The sequence below is a fragment of the Nocardia sp. NPDC051929 genome (genome assembly GCF_044548645.1).
GTDB classification, from domain to species: Bacteria; Actinomycetota; Actinomycetes; order Mycobacteriales; family Mycobacteriaceae; genus Nocardia; species Nocardia sichangensis.
In genome coordinates this window covers 66,952-89,571 of record NZ_JBIUCG010000030.1, presented here as the reverse complement: position 1 = coordinate 89,571, position 22,620 = coordinate 66,952, and the positions used below count along the sequence as shown (strand labels likewise).

At 67.4% G+C, this 22,620-nt stretch carries 19 protein-coding genes; 10 read left to right on the top strand and 9 right to left on the bottom strand.

The annotated features are described in order from the left end of the window. The first annotated feature begins 133 nt into the window (after positions 1-133). From ACIHAX_RS33450 to ACIHAX_RS33435, 4 genes are all read left to right on the top strand, one after another. Positions 134-1,558 (top strand): WGR domain-containing protein, encoded by a 1,425-nt coding sequence (locus ACIHAX_RS33450; RefSeq protein WP_355072853.1) that lies wholly within the window; start codon positions 134-136, stop codon positions 1,556-1,558. A 130-nt stretch (positions 1,559-1,688) separates the two neighbouring features. Further along, entirely contained in the window at positions 1,689-3,179 is a 1,491-nt protein-coding gene (locus ACIHAX_RS33445) for a serine hydrolase domain-containing protein (protein WP_364427829.1), read from the top strand. 96 nt (positions 3,180-3,275) lie between these two features. Further along, complete coding sequence (locus ACIHAX_RS33440; protein WP_397281579.1) at positions 3,276-5,471, top strand: elongation factor G-like protein EF-G2; 2,196 nt, start codon at positions 3,276-3,278, stop codon at positions 5,469-5,471. 252 nt (positions 5,472-5,723) lie between these two features. Continuing rightward, positions 5,724-6,467 carry a hypothetical protein gene (locus ACIHAX_RS33435; protein ID WP_379253018.1) on the top strand — a complete coding sequence of 248 codons (744 nt, stop codon included), beginning with the start codon at positions 5,724-5,726 and terminating at the stop codon, positions 6,465-6,467. 4 nt (positions 6,468-6,471) lie between these two features. Here ACIHAX_RS33435 and ACIHAX_RS33430 read toward each other — a convergent pair whose 3' ends face one another. The 6 genes from ACIHAX_RS33430 to glnA all read right to left on the bottom strand — a co-directional run bounded on the left by ACIHAX_RS33430 (position 6,472) and on the right by glnA (position 12,846). Continuing rightward, positions 6,472-7,503, bottom strand: a complete 1,032-nt coding sequence (locus tag ACIHAX_RS33430) for a hypothetical protein (RefSeq protein WP_364427822.1) — start codon at positions 7,501-7,503, stop codon at positions 6,472-6,474. Positions 7,504-7,516: 13 nt separating this feature from the next. Then, positions 7,517-9,688 carry a hypothetical protein gene (locus ACIHAX_RS33425; RefSeq protein WP_397281576.1) on the bottom strand — a complete coding sequence of 724 codons (2,172 nt, stop codon included), beginning with the start codon at positions 9,686-9,688 and terminating at the stop codon, positions 7,517-7,519. A gap of 247 nt (positions 9,689-9,935) precedes the next feature. Further along, on the bottom strand, positions 9,936-10,256 hold the full coding sequence (locus tag ACIHAX_RS33420) for a hypothetical protein (protein WP_397281574.1): 321 nt from the start codon (positions 10,254-10,256) through the stop codon (positions 9,936-9,938). Positions 10,257-10,341: 85 nt separating this feature from the next. Further along, on the bottom strand, positions 10,342-10,689 hold the full coding sequence (locus ACIHAX_RS33415; protein ID WP_397281572.1) for a hypothetical protein: 348 nt from the start codon (positions 10,687-10,689) through the stop codon (positions 10,342-10,344). Between the two features lie 21 nt (positions 10,690-10,710). Next, positions 10,711-11,040 carry a hypothetical protein gene (locus ACIHAX_RS33410; protein WP_364427810.1) on the bottom strand — a complete coding sequence of 110 codons (330 nt, stop codon included), beginning with the start codon at positions 11,038-11,040 and terminating at the stop codon, positions 10,711-10,713. A gap of 369 nt (positions 11,041-11,409) precedes the next feature. Continuing rightward, positions 11,410-12,846 carry a type I glutamate--ammonia ligase gene (glnA, locus tag ACIHAX_RS33405; protein ID WP_355072839.1) on the bottom strand — a complete coding sequence of 479 codons (1,437 nt, stop codon included), beginning with the start codon at positions 12,844-12,846 and terminating at the stop codon, positions 11,410-11,412. A 252-nt stretch (positions 12,847-13,098) separates the two neighbouring features. Between glnA and ACIHAX_RS33400 the strand changes: the two genes are divergently transcribed. Next, positions 13,099-13,554: an RDD family protein gene (locus ACIHAX_RS33400; RefSeq protein WP_364427805.1), complete on the top strand. Its 456-nt coding sequence runs from the start codon at positions 13,099-13,101 to the stop codon at positions 13,552-13,554. Positions 13,555-13,628: 74 nt separating this feature from the next. Here the strand turns inward: ACIHAX_RS33400 and ACIHAX_RS33395 are convergent, their stop codons facing one another. Together ACIHAX_RS33395 and ACIHAX_RS33390 are read right to left on the bottom strand one after the other, a co-directional pair. Then, a complete protein-coding gene (locus ACIHAX_RS33395) occupies positions 13,629-14,363 on the bottom strand; it encodes a DUF4191 domain-containing protein (RefSeq protein ID WP_355072836.1) in 735 nt (244 codons plus the stop codon). A 62-nt stretch (positions 14,364-14,425) separates the two neighbouring features. Continuing rightward, on the bottom strand, positions 14,426-14,869 hold the full coding sequence (locus ACIHAX_RS33390) for a TY-Chap domain-containing protein (RefSeq protein ID WP_364427802.1): 444 nt from the start codon (positions 14,867-14,869) through the stop codon (positions 14,426-14,428). 613 nt (positions 14,870-15,482) lie between these two features. On the opposite strand from ACIHAX_RS33390, the gene ACIHAX_RS33385 reads away from it, so the two are divergent. Beyond that, the gene (locus ACIHAX_RS33385; RefSeq protein ID WP_364427798.1) at positions 15,483-16,223 is read left to right on the top strand and encodes a polysaccharide deacetylase family protein; all 741 of its coding nucleotides are present in this window, start codon (positions 15,483-15,485) and stop codon (positions 16,221-16,223) included. A gap of 8 nt (positions 16,224-16,231) precedes the next feature. Next, positions 16,232-17,341 carry a glycosyltransferase gene (locus tag ACIHAX_RS33380; protein ID WP_397281566.1) on the top strand — a complete coding sequence of 370 codons (1,110 nt, stop codon included), beginning with the start codon at positions 16,232-16,234 and terminating at the stop codon, positions 17,339-17,341. Between the two features lie 305 nt (positions 17,342-17,646). Here ACIHAX_RS33380 and ACIHAX_RS33375 read toward each other — a convergent pair whose 3' ends face one another. Continuing rightward, positions 17,647-18,588, bottom strand: coding sequence for a DMT family transporter (locus ACIHAX_RS33375; protein WP_397281564.1), 942 nt, complete (start codon positions 18,586-18,588; stop codon positions 17,647-17,649). Positions 18,589-18,699: 111 nt separating this feature from the next. Between ACIHAX_RS33375 and ACIHAX_RS33370 the strand changes: the two genes are divergently transcribed. Genes ACIHAX_RS33370 through ACIHAX_RS33360 form a run of 3 tightly spaced genes read left to right on the top strand, consistent with a single transcriptional unit; the run spans position 18,700 to position 22,618 of the window. Further along, positions 18,700-20,367 carry a CocE/NonD family hydrolase gene (locus ACIHAX_RS33370; protein WP_397281562.1) on the top strand — a complete coding sequence of 556 codons (1,668 nt, stop codon included), beginning with the start codon at positions 18,700-18,702 and terminating at the stop codon, positions 20,365-20,367. Then, entirely contained in the window at positions 20,364-21,734 is a 1,371-nt protein-coding gene (locus tag ACIHAX_RS33365; RefSeq protein WP_355072825.1) for a M20/M25/M40 family metallo-hydrolase, read from the top strand. The genes ACIHAX_RS33370 and ACIHAX_RS33365 overlap by 4 nt, the downstream gene beginning before the upstream one ends. Next, positions 21,731-22,618 carry a lysophospholipase gene (locus tag ACIHAX_RS33360; RefSeq protein WP_397281559.1) on the top strand — a complete coding sequence of 296 codons (888 nt, stop codon included), beginning with the start codon at positions 21,731-21,733 and terminating at the stop codon, positions 22,616-22,618. The genes ACIHAX_RS33365 and ACIHAX_RS33360 overlap by 4 nt, the downstream gene beginning before the upstream one ends. The last annotated feature ends 2 nt before the right edge of the window (positions 22,619-22,620 follow it).

Sequence of the window (22,620 nt, the reverse complement as noted above, 5' to 3'; positions counted from 1 at the left end):
CGTACCCCCTCCTCACGAGCCCGGCACGATTGTGCCAGAGCCGGCCACCGGCGATCTCGCACGCGCCGTCGAATGTCGGTGCCTCTTGCTAACTTTCGTCTCGTTCTGATCTGACGAAAACAGGCGAGGCGCTATGACTATCGGGGGAACCACCTATCTCGAACTGTCCGAGGACAGTGGTACCGCGCACAAGTTCTACGAGGTGATCGTCGCGGGTACGCAAGTGAGCGTCCGCTTCGGTCGCATCGGGGAACAAGGGCAGACGAAGGTGAGTTCGTTCGCCTCCGAGGAGAAGGCGCAGGCGGCCGCGTCGAAGAAGATCGGCGAGAAGGTGCGCAAGGGCTACGCGCCCGCCGTGCTGGGCGCGCGGGCCAGGCGTCCGGTGACCAGGCGCGCGATCAGCAGCGGCCGCTCCACGGCGAAGGCAGCGCCCGTGTTGTGGAGTTTCGACTCCGGCGCCGCCGCCTTCGGCATCTTCGTCGACGAGCGCCGCTGCTGGGTCGGCAACGAGAGCGGCGACGTGTTCACCCTGACTCCCGACGGTGTGGTCACCGGCCGGTACCGCCTGCCGGATTCGGTCAAGTGCATCGTGGCCGACGACTTCTGGATCTACGCCGGCTGCGACGACGGGCGCGTCTACGACCTGTCGGGCAAGGTGCCTCGGGCGGCCTACGACATCGCGGCCGATGTCGACATCTACTGGCTCGACATCCACGACGGCATCCTCGGCGTCTCCGACCGCCAAGGCGGGATCACCGTGATCGACTACGAGGAGGAGTCGCTGTGGACGCGGCGCAGCACCGGCGATTCGGGCTGGATGGTGCGCATCGACGCGAACGGCGTCTACCACGGGCATTCCGCCGGCGTCACCAAGTACGACCTGGACAGCGGAAGCACCCTGTGGCAAATGGGCACCGGCGGCGGCGTCCTGTTCGGCTGGCAGGAATCCGACGCCGTCTACGCGGGCACCGCCCGTAACCAGGTCCGCATGGTGGCCAAGAGCGGCCGGGCCGAGCGCGTCTATCAGTGCGACGCCGCGGTCTTCTCCTGCGCCACCTCGCCCGACGGCCGGTATGTCTTCGCCGGCGACAACTACTCCTCGGTGTACTGCTTCGACGCCGCCGGGAACCGCGTGTGGAAGCTCGCCACCGGCTGCGGCTCGGCGTATTCCATGCAGTACCACGACGAGAAGCTGTACTTGGTCACCACGACCGGCACGCTGGCCTGTCTCGATGTCGGCGAGGCCGCCATCCGCGACGCCGAGCAGGGTGTGCTGCCCGAAACGGTGTCGGTGAAGGCTCCCGAGATCTCGGCGGTGGTGCCCAGCGACACCGTCGAGATCACCTCCGAAGCGGGTAGCGGAATCGTCGTGGAGTGCGTGAGCCAGGGCAGTTCGCTGCGCGTGCGAGTCGTCTCGCCTGGATATCACCAGGGGTGGAATGTGCAGTTCCCCAAGGATATTCGTCTGGCTGGGGCTCGTTACGTGGTCGACGGCATAGCGGAGTCGGCGCGCGGCGGCTTCTACCGCGTCCGTGGGGACATCCGCCGGTTGTCCTGAGCGGCAGACGTTCCCGATGGAGCGTTCCTCGCACGTCGGCGCGAGATGTGCGAGGGACGTCCCTGATGGGAACACGGCTGTTCGGTGGTCCTGGCACACTGACAAAAGCGCTATCGAACAGGGGGGCTCGATGAGGGGACGATTCACATCGTTGTGTGCGGTCGCCGTGGCGCTGACGACGGTGGCCGCGCTGCTGGCCGGATGCGCATCGGACGAGCGCGAGGAACGAGGCTTTCCAACCGAGGCAGCCGAGCGGATCGACCGCATCGTGCGGCCGCAAATGGACGCGCGGCTGGCCCCCGGGGTACTGGTCGCGGTGCACGACCCGAAACGGGGGTCCTTCGTCAGGGCTTACGGCACAGCGGATCTCGCGACGGGTCGTCCGATGGACGTAGCGGATCATGTCCGGATCGGGAGTATCACCAAGACGTTCACCGCGACCGCGGTGCTGCGCGCGGCCGACGAGGGCAAACTCTCGTTGGACGACGTGCTGGAACGATATGTGCCGGGAGTGCCCAACGGCGGCACCATCACTCTCCGCGACCTGCTCGGCATGCAGGGCGGCGTCTGGGATCTCCGGGACTATCCGGCCTTCGCCGAACAGTTCGACGCGGAGCCTACGGCATCCGAATGGCACGAGGGCGACCGGTTACGCGCGATCATCGCTCAGCCGGAGCGGGCGAAGCCACCGCGTACCCGCGTGGAGTACTCGAACTCCGAGTTCTACCTGCTGGGTCTGGTGCTCGAGAAGGTCTTCGGGAAGCCGGTGCCCCAAGTCATCGGTGAAGTCGTCGCCGCGCACGGGTTGCGCGCCACGACGTATCCCACCGACGCCACCATGCCCGCGCCTGAGAGTCGCGGGTACTCCTACTTCGACGAAGCGCCCACCGACGTCACCGCGCGGACCACCCCGGCGCTCTTCGGTGCGGCGGGCACGATGGTGTCCACTATCTCCGACCTGGCCGACTACGCCCGCATGCTGGGCCGCGGCGATCTGCTGAAACCGGAGACCTTCCGGGCCAGGACCCAGTTCGCCGGAAACCTGCGCTACGGACTCGGCATGGTGGAGTCCGGCCGCTGGCTCGGCCACAGCGGCGCGGTGCTGGGCTACACCACCCACATGGGCTATCTCCCCGAGCAGGACGTCAGCGTCACCGTCGCGGTCAACGAATTCACTTCTCCACCCCTGCTCGGGGTGACCGCCTCGGTCATCTGGTTCGGCATCGCCCGTCAGCTGTATCCGGGCACGGTGCCCGACGCCCCGGCGAACACCCAGCCCGATCCACCGGCGCCCACGGTCACCGATCTCGACAATCGACTACGACAGACGCTGGACCCGGCGGTTCCCACGGAGCGGAAACCGCTGCGGATCGCGGACGACGACAAGGACCCGGAGTTGATCACCCGGGTCGCTCAGGCCTTCACCTCGATCACCACGACGGTCGGCAAAGTGACCGGCGCGGGCGGTTACCTCCTCGCGACCGTCGTTCTCGCCGGACCGAACGGCCGCCGTCCGACGATCGTGCCGTTCGTCTCGCGCGACGGCTCCTGGCGTATCGACCGGTACTGGGCGTGCGAGAACATCGCCGGGACCGGGCCGCCCTCGCCCGCCTGCGAATGACCGGCTCCGTGCCCTGATCTGCCGATTCGTCGACGGAACGCAACGCCCGGTGGGAAGGTGGATGTACGGCAGGTGTCGGGCGAAGGAGCGAGACACATGGTGGACAAGACCAACGGAGCTGCCGCGGGCGACGGCGGCGTGATGACGGCGGACCGCCCCGAGCAGATTCGCAACGTGGTCCTGGTCGGGCACAGCGGGTCGGGAAAGACCACGCTGGTCGACGCCATGGCGCTCACCGCGCGGGCGGTCAATCGCGCCGGGCGGGTCGAGGACGGCACCTCGCTGTCGGACTACGACGAGATCGAGCATCGCCAGCACCGGTCCGTGCAGCTGTCGGTGGTGCCGGTGGCGTGGGGCGGCATGAAGATCAACCTGATCGATACGCCCGGATACGCGGACTTCGTCGGCGAACTGCGGGCAGGGCTGCGCGCGGCGGATGCGGCGCTGTTCGTCATCTCGGCGGCCGAGGGCGTAGACGGGATCGCCGGAGCGACCAGGGCGCTGTGGGAGGAGTGCGCCGCGGTCGGGATGCCGCGTGCGATCGTGATCACCCATCTGGACACGGCGCGTGACGAGTACGACGTGATGACCGAGGCCTGCCGCACCGTGCTGGGCGGCGGCTCGTCGGAGAGCATCCTGCCGCTGCACCTGCCCGTGTACGGCCCGAAGAATCCGGACGGTCACCGGCCGGTCACCGGCATGGTGGAGCTGCTGCCGCACTGCGTGGGCGACTACTCCTCCGGCGAGGAGGTCCAGGGCGACCCTTCGCCCGATCAGGCGCCCGCGCTGGAGGAGGCGCGCAATCGCCTCATCGAGGGCATCATCGCGGAAAGCGAAGACGAGAGCCTGATGGAGCGCTACCTCGACGGCGAGGAGATCAGCATGGCCACGCTGGTCGCCGACCTGGAGCGCGCGGTCGCGCGGGGCAGCTTCCATCCGGTGCTGTTCGCCGCGCCCGCGCCCGAAGGGGCGAAGCAAGGCCTCGGCACGGTGGAACTCCTCGACCTGATCACCGGCGGCTTTCCGACGCCGGTCGAGCACCCCATCACCGCCGCCAACGGCGCGCAGCCGCATCCGCTGCGCTGCGACCCGGACGGCGAGCTGGCCGCCGAGGTCATCCGCACCGCGTCCGACCCGTACGTCGGGCGAGTCTGCATGGTCCGCGTCTTCTCCGGCACCTTGCACGCCGACGACACGGTGCACGTCAGCGGGCACGGCCTGGAGGATCGCGGCCACGAGTGCCACGAGCTGGACGAGCGGGTCGGCGCGATCTCGGCTCCGTTCGGCAAACAGCAACGCCCGCTACGCCAGGCCATCGCGGGCGACATCGCCTACGTCACCAAACTCGGTCACGCCGAAACCGGCGACACCCTCTCGTCCACCGACAGCCCCTTGCGGATCGAGCCGTGGCCGATGCCCGATCCCCTGCTGCCCATCGCCATCAGCGCGCACAGCAAAGCCGACGAGGACAAACTGTCGCAGAGCCTCGCCCGGCTCGCCGCCGAGGACCCGGCGCTGCGGCTGGAGCACAATGCGCAAACCCACCAGCTGGTGCTGTGGTGCCTCGGCGAAGCGCACCGCGACGTAGCGTTGGAACGATTGCGGACCCGGTTCGGCGTACAGGTGGACGTGACCGATCACCAGGTGGCGTTGCGAGAGACTCTCGCGGGCAAGGCGACCGGGCGCGGCAGGCATGTGAAGCAGTCCGGCGGACACGGCCAGTACGCCGTGTGCGAGATCGAAGTCGAACCGCTACCCGAAGGGTCCGGGATCGAGTTCGTGGACAAGGTGGTCGGCGGAGTGGTCCCGCGCCAGTTCATTCCATCGGTGGAGAAGGGCGTCCGCGCGCAAGCCAACCGCGGATTGACCGCCGGATATCCGCTCGTGGACGTGCGCGTCACCCTGTTCGACGGCAAGGCCCATTCCGTCGACTCCTCCGACGCCGCCTTCCAGACCGCGGGCGCCCTCGCCCTGCGTGAGGCAGCGGCGGCCGCGGGAATCAGAGTGCTGGAGCCTCTCGCCGAGGTCTGGGTGCTGGTCACCGACGAATACGTCGGACCGGTGCTGAGCGACCTGTCCAGCCGCCGCGGTCGCGTCCTCGGCACCGAGCCGCACGGCGCCGGGCGCACCCGGATCCACGCCGAAGTCCCCGAGCTGGAACTCAGCCGCTACGCCATCGACCTGCGCTCGATCTCCCACGGCACCGGCGATTTCACCCGTAGGTACGCGCGCCACGAACCGATGCCGAACCAGGTCGCCGCCTCGGTGCGGGGCGAAAAGGCACGAGCGTAGTCCGCTTCTGTTGACCCACTCGGCCTCGCCGATGCACCAGGGCGCCAGCCACCGCCGCTGTCCGCGCACGTCCATCGCATCGTCCGGTGACGTCCGTCGGCAGATCAGCCTGTGAGAGGCGTCCGAAAGCTCGACCGGGGTGCACTACTCTGCCCGCCGGATGCCCTGAAGTCCCTCCTTCCCACATAGTGTGGTTCTCCGGCCGCACAGTACAGTTGGCCCCGCATACGAGGCCCTTACCAGGTGGAGAAAATGGATCCTTCCCGCTGTGTCGTGCTGGTCCCGGTGCACGACTACATCGAGCCCGGATGCGCGGAAGGATTGGCGGAACTCGAACGACGCGGATATCCGGTCTGGCGCGTATACGGCTGTTCCGCGATCGACCAAGCGCGCAGCCAAATCGCCACGGATGCTTTGGCACAGGGCTTCGAAGAGTTGATGTGGATCGATGCGGACGTTCGCTTCGAACCGAAATCCGTCGAGATGTTGCGATCGCACGACTTGCCGGTGGTGGGCGGTATCTATGCCAAGAAAATGGCGCGCGAACTGGTCTGCAGTCTTCTGCCCGGCACCACGAAAATCACATTCGGCGAAGGCGGCGGCGTCATCGAGATCCGCTATGCGGCCTGCGGGTTCCTGCTCACCAGAAGAAATGTCTACGAGAAGATCCTGCAACGAGAAAAGCTTCCGGTCTGCAATACACAGTTCGGCCGTGCCAACATCCCGTTCTTCCTGCCCATGATCATTCCCGACGGCGAGAACCACTGGTACCTCGGCGAGGATTACTCCTTCTGCGAACGCGCGCGAAAAAGCGGCTTCGCCATCCACGCCGACACTCGAATCCGCCTGGAACATATCGGCAAGTATGGCTTCACCTGGGAAGATGCCGGGAACGGTCGCGATCGTTACAGCAGCTTCGACTTCACCATCCGGCAACGTTCCGTGGCTGCTGACGATCTGGCCGACGGGGACCCGATAATCGATAAGGCGAGCTGACGGCTCATCCGCCCGCGCTACCTGGCCGACCCGGCTTCACTCTCGGTCGACGCGCCGCCGAATCCATCTTCTGGTCTGCGGAATACAGTGGTATCGCTGATCTATCCCGAGGCACCCCGAAGCTTCGGGCGACATCCGAGACCGACGCGCCGTCGGCATCCCCGAGGACGCGAACCAGGGCTGCTCGAGAAGAACCCGGCCTCCGCACAGGAGTAGACCGCAGTTCGGCCGAAAACGCCCGTTTCCATTCGGGCACCCGATCGTATTGATGCACGATCGGATACAACTTGCCCGTGGACGTCCGCACGTCCGCTCCGGACCAGATCGGCTCGGGCTCGAGGAGAAACGGGCGCAGCACTCCGACCCGGTTCGGATCCGCCAACGTCCCAGCCTGACAGGCGAATCCGTCGTCGGATGTCACCAACTGCACCGCGGAACGAAACGGTTCCATGTCGAGCAGGACGTTGTACCCGCTCTGATCCGCGACCGGCACTCCAGACGAGGCGGCGACACGGGAAATGGCCACACACAGATTGGATATGGCATCGGCTCGACCGGCAAGGACACCGACGTTGCAGACCACCTTCGACCACACGCGCTCGGCGAGTTCGGGGAAGCCATGGCGCAGATTGTCCCGGTTCCACCCTTCGTCGCAGTACCGCACCCCCTCGCTGACAGCGACGAAGGTGCGGCTCAAGTGGTTTTCCAACCACTGGATCGGGTCCGCCTGAAAGTACACATCGCGCACGTCGGTGACCACGGCGAATCGAAGCGAATGCCTGAATGTCCGCAATACCTGGGCGACATCTTCGAACCGCTGATTGTAGATACTGCCGCGAAGCGACATGCGTATCGGATACAACCCCAGTGATTCCAGGTTATCGGCGATGGCGTCGCCGCGGACATCGCGGTCGTACACGATGACCGCACCCACACCGGCGAAATCGCTCGCGGCGAGGCTCCTTGCCCACGGCTCGACTTCGGGCCACCCATAGCCGGTCGCCGCCGCGATGACGATGTCCTTCTGTGCGGCCATGCTGTCCGGCCGCTCAGGTCTGTTGCGGTGGTGGCCCTACGGGCGGTGGAGCGGTCGGCTGCTGTGCCTGGCTCGTGGTGGGCGGCGGTGCCGCCGCGGCACCCAGATTGGCGTTGCCGGCATCCAAACCGGTTGGATGCACGTATCCCGTGAAATCACCGTACTTTTCTTTCAACGGTGGATTGTTGGGATCCAGTGGAACGAGATGGCCGCCGTCCAGGACGTACAACCGGTTTTGCTCCTGATCCCGCACGATCAACGCGCTGTGTCGCTCCCACTGAAGAATATCGCCCGTTTTCAACTCGCCGGGGCCGTTGACCACCGCGGGCGGATGGTCCGCTGTCAACTCACCCGCAGTCCCCTTGTACGCGGATACCGCGTCGAGGGCGACGTTCTGCACCTGCTTCTGCAAGGCCTCCGCGACCGGCGGGGCTGCCTTGACATTCGTGTTGTCGATGGGGACATCCACCGTGGTGCCCGGCGTCGTCACCGGCGGCGGAGTGCCCGCGTAGGTCGGCGCGGTCACACCGGCAGGAGAGGGCTGAGCGGTTTGCTGGGTGGTCGACGCCTGCGTAGCGCGCTCTCGTTCCCGCCGGTCGCGCTCATGCCGAGAATCCCGGTCGTCGTCGTAGCGGCTGTCGTCGCCGGTGGGCTGACGGGTCTGGTTGCCCTGCAGGGCGTTCATCAGGGCCATCTGTGTCATCAGACTGGACATATCGTTTCCGGTGCTGGCCGGAGTGGCAGTGGCGGCCGGTGTGGCCGTGGTGCCGCCCGACCCCGATCCCGAGCCTGTTCCGCCTTGCATCGCCGTGCTCGGCACAGCGGTGACCGTGCTCGACCCGGTGGTGCCGCCCGTACCGGTGTTGTCGAGGGCGGTCTGGGTGGTGTCCGCCGTGCCCGTGGTGTCCGTCCCGAGCAGGTCGTCGTAGGTGGAACTGAAGTCTTCGTTCTGACTGGCCTGCTGTGCGGTGCCTGCGGTGCCCTGAGTGCCGTTGTTGGCGCCGCCGTTGTACCCACCGTTATAGCCGCCGTTGTAACCGCCGTTGTTCACACCGCCGTTGTTGGTCGCGCCGTTGTTGTTCGCGTTGTTGTTGCCCTTGTCGCCCTTGTCGCCCTTATCACCCTTGTCGTCGCCTTTATCGCCCTTGTCGTCTCCTTTATCGCCCTTGTCACCCTTGTCGGTGGGAAATCCCGGGAAATCGCCGTATTTCTTCCCCGCGCTCTCGGCTCGAGTCGCGTAATCGGCGACCTGATCTACGCAGAACTGAACGGTCTCACGGACGATTCCGTAGACCGGCTCCTCTTCCACCACATTCTGAATACCGGGAGCTGTGAAGTTGCTGTCACTGAAAGTACTTCCGCCGAAGTATCCCGCATGAGGTTTCTTGAGTGCCGCCCAGATATCCTCATGCGCCGATTGAACTTTGTCGTACATCTTCCGATATGTACGATCGTTGTCGGCGGTGAGCTTCAGATTCTCCGTTTTGAAGTCGTCGTCCCTGGCCGACCACTGGGCGTCCAAGTCGTCGAGGAAGGCGGAAGCCGATTTGTAAGCATCGACTGCTTCGCCCTTTCCCCCGGCTTGCGCCTCCGCGCCTTTCCCCATCGAATCCGTGAACGATTTGCTGAGGTTGTTGTCCCAAATAAGGGTATCTTTGCCCTTTTCTGGGGAAGTCAAGGCGATCGGCTTCTTCTTGTCGCCCATTTGTTTCTCGAGGTACTTGAGCTGGTGGTTCGCCAAACTGATATAGGTTGTCAGGTCGTCCGAAGGGCTACCGGGAGGGAGTTTGATCTTCAGCGGAAAGTCGTCGAATTTATCGCCCTCTTCTGGATCTTTCTCCAGACCCTCCATGTATTTTTTCTTCTCGTCCGCCTCCCTCTGCTCTGCCGAGGGCCCGGTGTCGGCGGGCTTGTGATCATGTTTTTCGTCGCGCTTGTCCGGGTCGGCACGATATACGTTGTCGACCAGCTTGACTTTGTATGCGGTACCATCCGGGGTGACCACGTAATCCATGTCCCCGGCGCGGTCCCAAGAGTCGATTTTCTTGGGATCCCCACCTGGTTTTGCCTCATACAGGGTTACTGCGCCACCGGGCTCTTCCTGCGCGGTGTAGAAGCCAGACTCAGGACGGCTCGTCGATTTTGTATAGTTGCCGTTCTTGTCATAAGTGAAGTAGTTGGTCATGCGTCCTCCTAGACGGGCGGTTCACCGCGGCGCCTGTCGCGAGAGCCCTGTGCCGTTGCCTCGATCGCCGATCAGGGGAAGTGCCGCCGCCAACCCGCATCACGGGCATTGGACCCGGCCGACGAAGCCCGGATCGTTTCGCACACCCTTCAGCAGAACCCACGATCAGAATCGTGGTTCCGAACGGTCGCGAGCCGATTGCAGCCATTCTGAATCCGCCCGCCGGATACCTGCCGGCCGTTGAAGCTCAAACCTCCGCCGACGCACTCCGAACCGCCGCGCCACCCGCTCCGTCGGTGTCCTCGATCGCCCCCGCGGTCGTGTGGGAATTATCGCTCGTGCCCTGACGACCATCGGCCACCGAGGTCCAGCCGACCGCACGATCACGCCGGTACGGTCGACCGTAATTCTCCAGGAACCCGTAGGCCGCCCAACCATTCGTCGCGATGAAATTGGGTTCGTAATCAGGATCGTTCTTCGCGCGTTCCCGCAGGCCGGGGACCATGTCTTGGTTGACGTCGCGAACTCGGCGCCACTCTTGTGAATCCTGATCGAACTCGCTGGTCATATCGACGAACCCTCTCCATTCCGACCGACTTCCCCATTCTTCAGCATCCCCATCTCTGGGGATATCGAGAGCAAGCCTGGACGGTTCAGTACCCGGCGCCGAACTCCGCCTTCTCCATGAGGTTGTACTCGGCCTCGGTGGGCAAACCCAACGAGTCGGCCAGGCGCGGCAACGCGCCGTTGTACAGCAACTCCGCACGCCGCCCCACCCGAGACTTCTGGTAGGCCAGGCGGGCAACTCGAACGATTTCGGCCGCGAGCCAGCTATCGGTGTTCTCCCAGACCTCGTCGCCGAGGTGCAGACCAACGATCGTGCCGCTTCGATCGCAGGCGACCCCGACGGAATAGTCGGGATTGAACACCTCGTAGGTCAAATTCAGCCAATCGGGCGGCGCTTCGCCCTCGACGGCGCCCGAGATGCCCAGCTCTACCACGGCAACACTCCTGGGTATCGTCTAAAGTTTCGGTTCCGGCAACGACACCGCTGGTGGCCACGCCGTCTGCTGGATGGCGAGCCGGTGCTGCCGGAGGGCGTCTTCGGTGCTGTCCCGAATCGCCGCCATGATGTCGGCCACCAACTCCTGGCTACTCGACGAATGCGCGATCGTTCCCTCGGCGATGTACAGATCGGTGAGACGACCTTTCCCGTCGACCTCCGGAATCACCCTGGCGCTGGGCGAGGGCCGTCGAGCGCGGACGCCCTTGATCCGCTCCATCATGTCGTCGACGGTATGCACGAACTCGCGGCCGGATTCCAGCGCCGCCGCCGTATACGGATGCATCATGCGGACCTCCCACCCGGCAACGATCCCCGCACGCCGCCGAGCAAGGGGAGATCATTCTGCGCTACAACACGGAGACCTGGCAGCGTCCGAGCAGGCCGCATGGTCATCCGACGCACGATCGGGCCGGTGCCGACCTCTCTCCGCATGCCACCTCCTCACATGGATGATTCGTAACCATTCTTCACGCTCGACACCGACTTCCCATGCGTGAGAACGAGGCCGGAGAGCGCGCCGATGGCAGCCATGGAGCTGGTGTGAGCTTCGACGCAGACGCGAACGAGCCCATCCGGTTCGCGACCACTGAATGGTCACGAACAAGATGGGCTCGTCGACTACCGCGTCGTTCCGCGCAGAAGGACCTGCGTCGGCTTACACGTCGAAGTACAGCTCGAACTCGTACGGGTGCGGCCGCAGGTTCACCGGGGCGATCTCGCCCTCGCGCTTGAGGGTGATCCAGGTCTCGATCAGGTCCTCGGTGAAGACGTTGCCTTCGGTGAGGTAGTCGTGGTCCTGCTCGAGGCGGTCGATGACCGACGAGAGGCTGGTGGGGGCCTGCGGGATGTTCTTGGCCTCCTCCGGCGGGAGCTCGTAGAGGTCCTTGTCGACCGGGGCCAGCGGCTCGATCTTCTTCTTGATGCCGTCCAGGCCGGCCATCATCATGGCGGCGAAGGCCAGGTACGGGTTGCCCGAGGAGTCCGGCGCGCGGAACTCGAGGCGCTTGGCCTTCGGGTTGTTGCCGGTGACCGGGATGCGGACCGCGGCGGAGCGGTTGCGCTGCGAGTACACCAGGTTGATCGGGGCCTCGTAGCCGGGGACCAGGCGGTGGTAGGAGTTCACCGTCGGGTTGGTGAACGCCAGCAGCGACGGCGCGTGGTGCAGGATGCCGCCGATGTAGTGGCGGGCCAGGTCGGACAGGCCGCCGTAGCCGGCCTCGTCGTGGAACAGCGGCTTGCCGTCCTTCCACAGCGACTGGTGCACGTGCATGCCCGAGCCGTTGTCACCGAAGAGCGGCTTCGGCATGAAGGTGACGGTCTTGCCTTCCTGCCACGCGGTGTTCTTGACGATGTACTTGAACAGCTGCAGGTCGTCGGCCGCGGCGAGCAGGGTGTTGAACTTGTAGTTGATCTCGGCCTGACCGGCGGTGCCGACCTCGTGGTGGCCGCGCTCCAGCTCGAAGCCGGAGTTCTGCAGGTTGGTCGAGATCTTGTCGCGCAGGTCGACGTAGTGGTCGTAGGGCGCGACCGGGAAGTAGCCGCCCTTGTTGCGGACCTTGTAGCCGCGGTTGCGGGTGCCGTCCGGGTTGAACTCCGCGCCGGTGTTCCAGGAACCCGAGACCGACTCGATCTCGTAGAAGGCGCCGTTCATGGCCGAGTCGTAGCGGATCGAGTCGAAGATGTAGAACTCCGCCTCGGGGCCGAAGTACGCGGTGTCGGCGATGCCGGTGGAACGCAGGTACTCCTCCGCCTTGCGCGCGACGTTACGCGGGTCGCGGCTGTAGGCCTCCCGGGTGAACGGGTCGTGCACGAAGAAGTTGAGGTTCAGCGTCTTGGCGGCGCGGAACGGGTCGACACGCGCGGTGGAGAAGTCGGGCAGCAGCAGCATGTCCGACTCGTCGATGGACTGGAACCCACGGACTGAGGAGCCGTCGAACGCTAGCCCTTCTTCGGCGAGGTCGGTGGTGAAGGCCTTCCCGGGGATCGAGAAGTGCTGCTGCACACCGGGCAGGTCGCTGAACCGGATGTCGACGTACTCGATGTCCTCGTCAGCGATGAATTTGATGACCTCGTCGGCCGTGCTGAACGTCACTTGTTCTCCTTACGGATCGGTTCCCAGCCAGTGTCGCTTGCATGGGTTCGTCGCGACCAGACGCTATGGATGCCGTGTTTCCCGGCAGTCAAGGATTTGTTTCGCCGGTGTTACACGTGCGTCCGGCAGCGTGGTACTGACCACCATGACTCGAAATGCATGGTAGTCCTGCCCGCGCCGCGGTGCGCGGGGAGGCTGAACTCCGCTTATGCGGTACCGGGCGCCGGTCCGGGCGCGCCTATTCTGGGGTGCATGGCACGCATCACCGGCTCCTGGCTCTCCGGACCTCCTGCCGACTCCGGTGGCCCAGCAACCACCGAGTTCCCCGGGGCGCAACTCGGCCTGCCGAAGGCCGGAGCGGGCTCGCTGGCCGGTATGGGCCGCCGCATCGCCGCCCTGTTCGTGGACTGGCTGATCGCCCTCGGCATCGCGGCGCTGATCACGCGCAGCGGTTCGGCGTCGAGCTTGACGCTGCTGATCTGGTTCGTCATCGGCGTCGGCGCCGTCACGCTCTTCGGGTTCACGCCGGGGCAGTATTTCCTGCGGCTGCGCACGGTGCGCATCGACGCGGCTGCGCCGGTCGGCTTCGTCCGGGCGCTGGCCAGGCAGGTACTGCTGGTGTTCGTGGTGCCCGCGCTGTTCACCGACGCCGACGGGCGCGGCATGCACGACCGCGCGACCGGAACGGCGCTGGTGCGTTCACGCTGATCTTCCGACCCGCGCGGTGACGACCGGAAAGGCCCGCACCCCGGGCGGGGCGGCGGGCCTTTCGAGCGAGCAGGTCAGCGGCGGCGGATGGTGCGCTGCACGCCGCGCATCTTGGCGCCCGCGGGCATCGGCCCCTTCGGCAGGGCGGGCCCGCTGCGCGCACTGAGGGCGGCCAGCCTGCCTTCGATGAGGTCCATCCGCTTGGTGTCGATGTTGCGCGGCAGCTTGGTGAGGTAACGCTGCAGGTCCTTGAGCGGAATCTGACCTTCGTCGTTGCCGATGACGACGTCGTAGATCGGGGTGTCGCCGATCAGCCGAGCCGTGCGCTTCTTCTCCTGGGCGAGCAGCGACTTGACCCGTTGCGGTGAGCCCTCGGCGACCAGCACCACGCCGGGCAGGCCGATCACCCGGTGCACCGCGTCCAACTGCGTGGTGGCGGCGATGCCGTTGCTCACCCGCCATTTGCCCTGGAGGTTGTCCAGCACCCAGGCCGCGGCGCCCGCCTGCCCCTCGGCCTTGCGGTAGACGCTCTTCTGCACCCGCCTGCCGAAGATGATGAACGCCACCAGCGCGCCGAGCACCACGCCAAGCGGGATCAGGAACCAGGTCAGCCCGAAGATCAGGCCGATGACGGCGAAGACGGCGGTGATGCCGACCAGGGCGCCGATCATCAGCGGCAGCAGCAGCTTGTCTTCCTTGCGCTGCATCTGGAACGCCTGCCACAACTGCTTGCGGCGTTCTCTCGACTGCTGCTTGCGGGCCGCCTTCGCCGCGGCCTTCGCTTCCTTGGTGGGCTTACCTGCTGCCATGACACTCAGGATAGTGCCCAGGTAGTCGCGGCTTCGCCGTGGGACAGCGGCCCGACCGGGCGCTACCCGCGGCGCGCGATCGATCCGAGCACGGTGAGATCCAGGTCACCCGAGGCCTCGGTCCAGCCCATCGCGCGCAACTCGACCGGCGCCGCCACACCCAGGGCGTCGCGCAGGCCGACGGCGACCGAGCGCGCGAACTCGAGCAAGCTGCTCGGCGCGATGGGCCAGAAGAGGATCCTTGTCCAGTTGTCCGCGTCGTGCCGATCCGCGGGCTCGTGCCAGCCCAGTGCGCGCAACTCCTGTGCGGCGGTCTCCGGGATCGGGTCGCTCAGGTAATTGTTCCCGGCCAGTTCGGCGGACAATTTGATGTCGTATTGGACAAATTGGACATAGCGATTTCCGGGGGCGGCGATGATCAGGGTTGCCCGCGAGGGCAGCTCCGAGAGGCAGTGCGCCAGCGATTGCACGAACCGTTCCCAGTCCGCTGTCGCCGGCTCGCTCATTCTTCCCCCGGGTATTCGCACTGGCCTGATCATACGCCGACCCGGCCGGGACACCAGACGAAACTCGTTGCGACGTTGCGTAGTTCATTCGGGCTATAGCCGTTTGCCATATCCCATATCGGCTCTCGGCCGAGCACCAGCCGGACCTGCGGCGTCTCCACCGGCGACACCGAGTCGGGCCGGTGCGGCGCGCACGGATCAGGCAGCGGAACCCCGGAGCGCAATTGAGGTTTTCGTTTCCGCCCCGGCGTTTTCCGCCGACGCAGGAATGGGTCCGGCGGAATGCTTTCGATGGGAGACCGTAGCGTTCGGGTTCGCGCTTGGAATCGCGCTATGGATTTCGTCTCGGCGGCATGGAGTCCGGCGTGGGACGAGTAGGAGCGGTATCGGGTGGGAACCCAGTACCTGTTCACCTCGACCACGGGCCGAGTCGTCGCATGCCCGGGTTCCGGAAAACGCATAGGCGCCCCTGCTGGTGCGAGCGTTCCGTCGCCTTCGATCTGCCGGTGCGGCCCGCCTGGACGGACATCTGGTGATCGGCGGTACGCATCTTTCAGCCGAGTGCACCGCGCTGTTCAGCTGACGGCCACCGGGCGGTGTTAGCTTCCCCGACGTGTGTGCGCGGTTGGTGGTGAGCGTCCATGACGTCGCACCGGCGAGTGCGGCGGAGACGGAGCGCTGGTGCGCCGATGCCGATCGGTTCGGAATTCCCGTGTCGTTGTTGGTGATACCGGGGCCGTGGCGGGGCAGGCGGTTGGCCGACGAACCCGATTACGCGGCGTTCTTGCGGGAGCGCAGGCAGGCCGGTGACGACGTCTTGGTGCACGGGTGGTCGCACCGGGCGGGGCCCGAGGGTGATCGGCCGCGCCGCGCGGTAGCGCATGCGGTGGCGCGCGGCGCGGCCGAGTTCGCCGCCATCGATGTCGGCACGGCCACCGTGAAACTGCGCGCCGCCACCGAAGTGATGATCGAAGCCGGTCTGCCGACTACCGGTTTCACGCCGCCGGGCTGGCTCGCCTCGCCCGGCGCGAAACAGGCGTTGCGCGCGGCGGGTTTCACCTACACCACCTCCCACTTCGGCGCCGAGCAATTGCGCACCGGACGCCGGTTCCACGGGTTCGCGCTCTCGCACCGGCCGGGCGGCGGCTGGTCCGAGCGGTTCGGCGCGGCGCTGCTGGAGACGGCGGCGCGCCGCACGGCCGAACGCGGCGGGCTGGTCCGTCTGGCGCTGCATCCCGACGATCTGAGCAGACCGGGCCTGCGCGACACCACGTTGCGCGCCATCGACGCGGTGCTGCGCACCGGCGCGCACGCGATCACCTATCGCCAGCTGGTCGGATCGGCGGTCGACTAGTGCGGATCGTGCAGATCGCCAACTTCTACACTCCCGCCTCCGGCGGTTTGCGCACGTGCCTCGACGAAATCGGACGCGGCTATTCGGCGGCGGGGCACGACCGGGTCCTCGTCGTGCCCGGTCCGCGCGACGCCGACGAGCACACCGCGTCCGGGCATCGGATCACCGTGCGCAGCCCCAAGTTCGGCGATGCCGGCTATCACGTGCTCACCGCCCGGCGCACCCGTGCCGTGCTCGATCGGCTGGCCCCGGACGTGCTCGAGTGCAGCGACAAACTCAGCGTCCGCTGGCTGGCGCCGTGGGCGCGCGGGGCGGGCGTTCCGCTGGTGTTGTTCTCCCACGAACGCATCGACGCCATCCTGCGCTCGCGGGTGCCGCGCGGCTTCCCGCTCACCGCCGCGGCCGACCTGGCCAACCGGCGGCTTTGGGTGCGCGCCGAGAAGGTCGTGGTCACTTCGCGTTTCGCCACCGCCGAGTTCGCCCGGGTCGGCGCGCGCAACGTGCGCAGGATCCCGCTCGGCGTCGACCTCACGACCTTTCGCCCGTCGACCGAGAACCGGCGCGACGACCGCTCCGACGATCCGGTGCGGCTGGTCCTGGTGAGCAGGTTGTCCCGGGAGAAACGAGCCGAACGCGCCGTCCAGGCGGTCCGCGTCCTGGTCGAATCCGGTGTGCGCTGCGTGCTGTCGGTCATCGGGGACGGCCCGCTGCGTTCTCGCCTGGAGCAGCTGGCGGCAGGGCTTCCGGTCGTCTTCCACGGCCATCTCACCGACCGGACCGCGATGGCCGCCCTGGTCGCCGCGGCCGATGTCGCCGTGTTTCCCTCCCCTGCCGAGACTTTCGGCCTCGCCGTGCTGGAGGCGCTCGCCTGCGGGACTCCGGTCGTCGTTCCCGCGGCGGGCGCGGCTCGCGAACTCGTCGGCGACCCCGGCTCCGGCCTCGTCTGCGACGGGACTCCGCGCGGCCTCGCCGACGGCGTGCGTGAACTGCTCGCCCTGCCCGCGGCCCAGCGTCGTCGCGCGGCCCGTGCCGCGGCGGAACGCTTTCCGTGGTCGGCGACGGTGCAGAGCATGCTCGCGCTCTACGCCGATTACGAGACTCCGGCCCGCTCGGCCTGAGGAACAACCCCGGCGTTTATCACGATCGCGTTGATCCAACCGCTGAAGTCGCCCACCCGAGGCGTCGACCTGCGTGCCGCCGATTCCGCGCAGGACTCCCGGCGTCGACGAGCCGGGCAAAGGCACGTGCGCTGGCCTCGATGGGGCAAGTGCGGGTCACCGCGCCTCGGCGTGCGAATGCCGCTCACGGCGAATGATTCGCCGGTTCCAACCGCGCAGGACGCCCAGCGACCGGTATCGCGCCGGATGCTCGCATCGGCCCGGTGGTTCGCCCCGCTCGTGCCCGTCGGATCCCCTTCCTCCGGTCAGCGCGCCCCCGCATTGCGCCGGAGTTCACCGGCCTTCGCCCGTACCGCCGGGCGGGGCGCTTCCGCCGACATCTCCCGCTCGTCGTGCAGCGTCGGTGAATTCGCCAGCAGTGCGACACCGACGATCACCGCGGTGGCCGCGCAGGCAAGCAGCGTCGGGCGCGGGTGGATCGTCGCCGTGAACAGCGTGAGACCGGCCAGGTAGCTCAGCACCGGGTCGGTGATCGTCATCGCGGTCAGCGCCGTGGGCAGTGACCCGCGTGCGTACGCCTCCTGGGTCAGGATGCCGCCGAGGACGGTGGACACCGGAATGCCCAGCAGTGCCCAGCTCGGGTCCGGCAGCGTCCTCGTCGCCACCACGACGAGGACCGCCGTAGTGGCGAAACAGCAGCCCGCCGCCACCGCCACCAGCGCGGACCGCACCTGGGTGGAGCGGACCGTCCTGGACAGACCGAACAACACGACGACCGTGCCGAACACCCCCGCGCACGCCCCCGGGAGCAGCTGCGTGCGCACCGCCGAATGCTCGGGAATCCCCGGCCCGACGAGCAGCATCAGCCCCGCGCACACCGCCGACGTCCCCGCCCAGTCTCTGGCGAGCAGCGCGCGACCACGCCGCAATGCCGCGAACGGCAGCGCGAACAACAACTGCACGACCAGCAGCGCCTGCACCACCGCGATGGCGCCGAAGCGCAGCGCGACGGCGTGCACGACGAATCCGGCCACGTTCGCGCCCTGTCCGGCCAGCCAGCGGCGGTCGGTGATCAGACGACGAGCGATCGCGGCGATCACCAGGAATCGTCCCTGCCTGGACGCGGTGGCCGCCTGCCTGGCAGCGCCTTGTTGCAGGAACGCCGACACCGCGAACAGGAACGCGGCCGACAACGCCAAACCGACCGTCCCTACCGAGTCGACGGACCCGAAACCGCGCTCCGGCATGGCCTCGATGCTGACCGGTCCGGATGAACACCGGATGGCGTTCGCCCGGCTACTGGACGACCACCCCGGTTCCGGGGGCTGGACGGCCGTCCGGGCAGACTCGATAGTCCTATGGTGATCGAACGAGCCGTCCTGTCTCGTGCCCTGTGCGGCCTGTTGTTGCTGTTGGCCGCGTTCACCCCGATGCGAGCGGCCGCCGAACCGCTGGCGGTGCCCTATCAGTGGAAGCAAGCGTTCATCGACGGCACGGACGGCACCCGGCTGCACGCGGACGTCCTGCGCCCGGCCGGTGTCTCCGACGACACCCGCACACCCGTCATCCTGACCGTCAGTCCGTATCGCGCGCACCTGGCCTATCTGAGCGAGCCGCGCCTGACCGGCGGCCCGTCCACCGACAACCTCACCGCCGACCTCTTCATGAACGCGGGCTACACCTACGTCATCGTCGACCTGCGTGGGTTCGGCGGCTCCGACGGTTGCCCGGACTTCGGCGGGCCGGGGGAACGAGCCGACGTCGCCACGGCCGTGGAGTGGGCGGCGAGCCAGCCGTGGTCCACCGGCAGGGTCGGGCTGTTCGGCACGTCGTACGAAGCCTGGACCGGCCTGATGGGCCTGGCCGCCGCCCCGAAGGGCCTCGCGGCGGTGGGCGCGTTCGAGCCGGTCGTCGACCCGTACTCCTACCTGTACATGCAGGGCGTCTCGTGGAAGTTCTCCGGCAAACCGATCACCGAGAGCGGCGTGCGTCCCGCCGACTTCGCGGGACTCGAGCACCTGCTGATCGCCTCGACGCCACCGCGTCCGGAAGACTCCGGCGAATACCAGGCGAACGCGACGCAGTTGCCGTGGCAGTGCTACCAGCAATACCTGACCCAGATCGGCGACCACGATCCCGACACCGCCTTCTGGCGCGATCGCGACCTCGTCGCGCGGCTGCGCGGCGCCACGATTCCGCTGTTCCTCGGTCAAGGCTTCGTCGACTACAACACCCGTGCCTACCGTGTGTTCGATCTGTGGAACGGCCTCGGGCCCGGCGAGCACCGCGCCTGGTTCGGCCAGTGGGGACACCGCACCTGCCACGACAAATGCGGCACGCCCCACTTCGACACCGAGTTGCTCGCGTTCTTCGACAAGCACGTCGCCGCCCGCGACGTGCGGGTGCCCGGCCCGCCGATCACCGTCGGCCAGTTCGACGGCAGCTGGCGCGCGGAGAGCGCCTGGCCGCCCGCCGACGCCCGGCGGGTTCCGGTCGAGCTGCGGACCGGCGATTACACCGATCGCGGGTTGATTCCCGGACCCGATCGCGAGATCTGGTCGGTCTCCGCGCCGCTTACCGGCGAGCAGCATCTGTCCGGCATTCCCACCGCCATCCTCCGGCTCAGCGGCCCGCCGAACGCGACGGTCGCGGTCGAGCTCTACGACATCGCGCCCGACCTGCGCGCGACCGTCATCACCCGAGGGATCGCCCCGGTCCGCGACACCGCCGAGGTCAGGCTGCTCGCGCAGGACTGGCCGATCGCCGCGGGCCACCGCATCGGCGTGCGGATCACCGACGTGGTCGACGACGTGTGGTCGCACTCCCCCGCCCTCGCCGCGGTCACGGTGGCCTCCGCGAGCATCGAGTTGCCCTTGTTGACGGCGACGCGCCGCCCCGATCTGCCGGGCGAGCTCACCGAAGGCATCGTGAAGTGGCGAAACGAGAAGACCATCGCCCTCGACCCGAGCATGTTGAACAATGCAACGGTGTCCATGAATCTGCCCGACCGCACCGGTGACCGATGACGGAGCCGGTCGACGACCTGACCGCCGAACGCCTCGCCACCGCGCTGCGGTGCGCGACGGTGTCCACCGACGACCCGCGCGACACCGACAGCGCGGCGTTCGACCGCCTCGACGCGCACCTGCGGACGTCGTTCCCCCGGGTGCACGCCGAACTCGAACTGCGGAAGTTCGCGCACAGCAGGCTCTACCGCTGGCCGGGCGCCGACCAGGACCGGGTGGCCGCGATCCTGCTCGCGCATCAGGACGTGGTCCCGGTGGACGACGCCAAGCGCTGGACGCACCCGCCGTTCGCGGGAGTGGTGGACGACGAGTTCATCTGGGGCCGCGGGGCGATCGACGACAAGAGCCGCGTGCTCGCCATCCTGGAGGCGGCCGAATCGGCGCTCGCCGCGGGCCTGCGCCCCCGGCACACCGTGTACCTGGCTTTCGGGCATGACGAGGAGGTCTTCGGCGGCGAGGGCGCCGAGCGCATGGCCGAGCATCTGCGGCAGGCGGGCGTGCGCGCCGAGCTGCTGCTCGACGAGGGCGGGGTGATCACCGCTGGCGTCGTCGATGGCGTGCGGCAGCCGGTGGCGACGATCATGCTCGGCGAGAAGGGCTACGCGACGGTCCGGTTGTCGGTCACCGAGGTCGGCGGGCACTCGTCCATGCCGGGCAGGCAGACGGCGGTCGGCCGGATCGCGCGGGCGGTGGGCCGCATCCAGGACCATCCGATGCCGCTGCGCCTGACCCCGGTGATCGCGGACATGCTGACCAGGGTGCGCGAGGTCATGCCCGCGCCGCGGCGACTGCTGCTGGGCCTGGCGAATCTCGCCGCACCGGTGGTCACCCGGGTGATGGCGGCCCAGCCGCAGACCGAAGCGATGGTGCGCACCACCACGGCGCCGACGGTGATCCGCGGCGGAGTGCGGGCGAACGTGTTGCCCCAGCGGGCCGAGGCCATGGTGAACTTCCGCATCCTGCCCGGCGACACCGTCGCCTCGGTGCTGGCGCACTGCCGGAAAGTCGTGCGCGACAAGGGGATTCGATTCGATCTGGTAGGCATGTCGTCGGAGCCGTCGCGGATAACGCGGCCCGGCCCCGCATTCGATCTGATCGCCGATCTCGCCCGCGCCGTCGTCCCCGGCATCGCGGTGACCACCGGCATCGTTCCCGGCGCCACCGACTCCAGGCACTACGACGACCTGGCGGGCACCCGGTGCAATTTCGCCCCGATCGTGCTGGACGAGCGCGACCTGGCCTCGATCCACGGAACCGACGAGCGCATCTCGCGAGTCAACTACGCTCGACTCATCGAGTTCAACCGGCGGCTGATCGAGCATTTCGCTACGGTCGGCGCGCCTTCGACGTCAGGAGCGCAGGGATGACGACCGAGCCGACGGCGGGCGACACCGCGTCCACCGAGCAGCCCGCGATCCGCACCGAGTCCGGCGAGTTCGACGGTGTCGGCAGCGGAGTCGCCTGGCGGGCGTGGCTGCCGGAGGGCGCGGCGCGGGGTGTGATCGTCCTGGTGCACGGCGTGGCGGAGCATTCCGGCCGCTATGCCCATGTGGGGCAGCGTCTGGTCGCCGCCGGTTTCGCGGTCTACGCGCTCGATCACATCGGGCACGGGAAGTCCGCGGGCAGCAAGGCCAACATCGGCTCCATGGCGGGCGCCGCGGACAACGTCGCCGCCATGCTGGACATCGCGACCCGAGAGCAGCCCGGCGTGCCGCGCTTCCTGGTCGCGCACTCGATGGGCAGCCTGATCACCCTGTATCTGGCCACCCGCGCGCCGATCGACGTGGCGGGCATCGTGTTGTCCGCCCCGCCGCTGGACATCCCGGTGGGCAATCCGGTGCAGCGCATGCTCGCACCGGTGTTGAGCAGGCTCACCCCGAATCTGGGTGTGCTGAAACTGGATTCGTCGCAGATCAGCCGGGACCCGGCGGTCGTCACGGCCTACGACAACGATCCGCTGGTCTATCGCGGCATGCTGCCCGCGCGCACCGGCGCCGAGATGCTGAGCGCGACGAATACGGTCAAGCAGCGGTTGGCGAAGCTCACCGTGCCGCTGCTGGTGCTGCACGGCACCGCCGACGCGATCGCCGCGCCGTCCAGCTCCGATCTCATCGAGCGGGGCGCCGGGTCGGAGGACCTCACGGTGATCCGCTACGAGGGCCTCTACCACGAGGTGTTCAACGAGCCCGAGCAGCAGAAGGTGCTCGACGACGTCGTCGGCTGGCTGGAAGCGCACCTTACCGAACAGTAGTA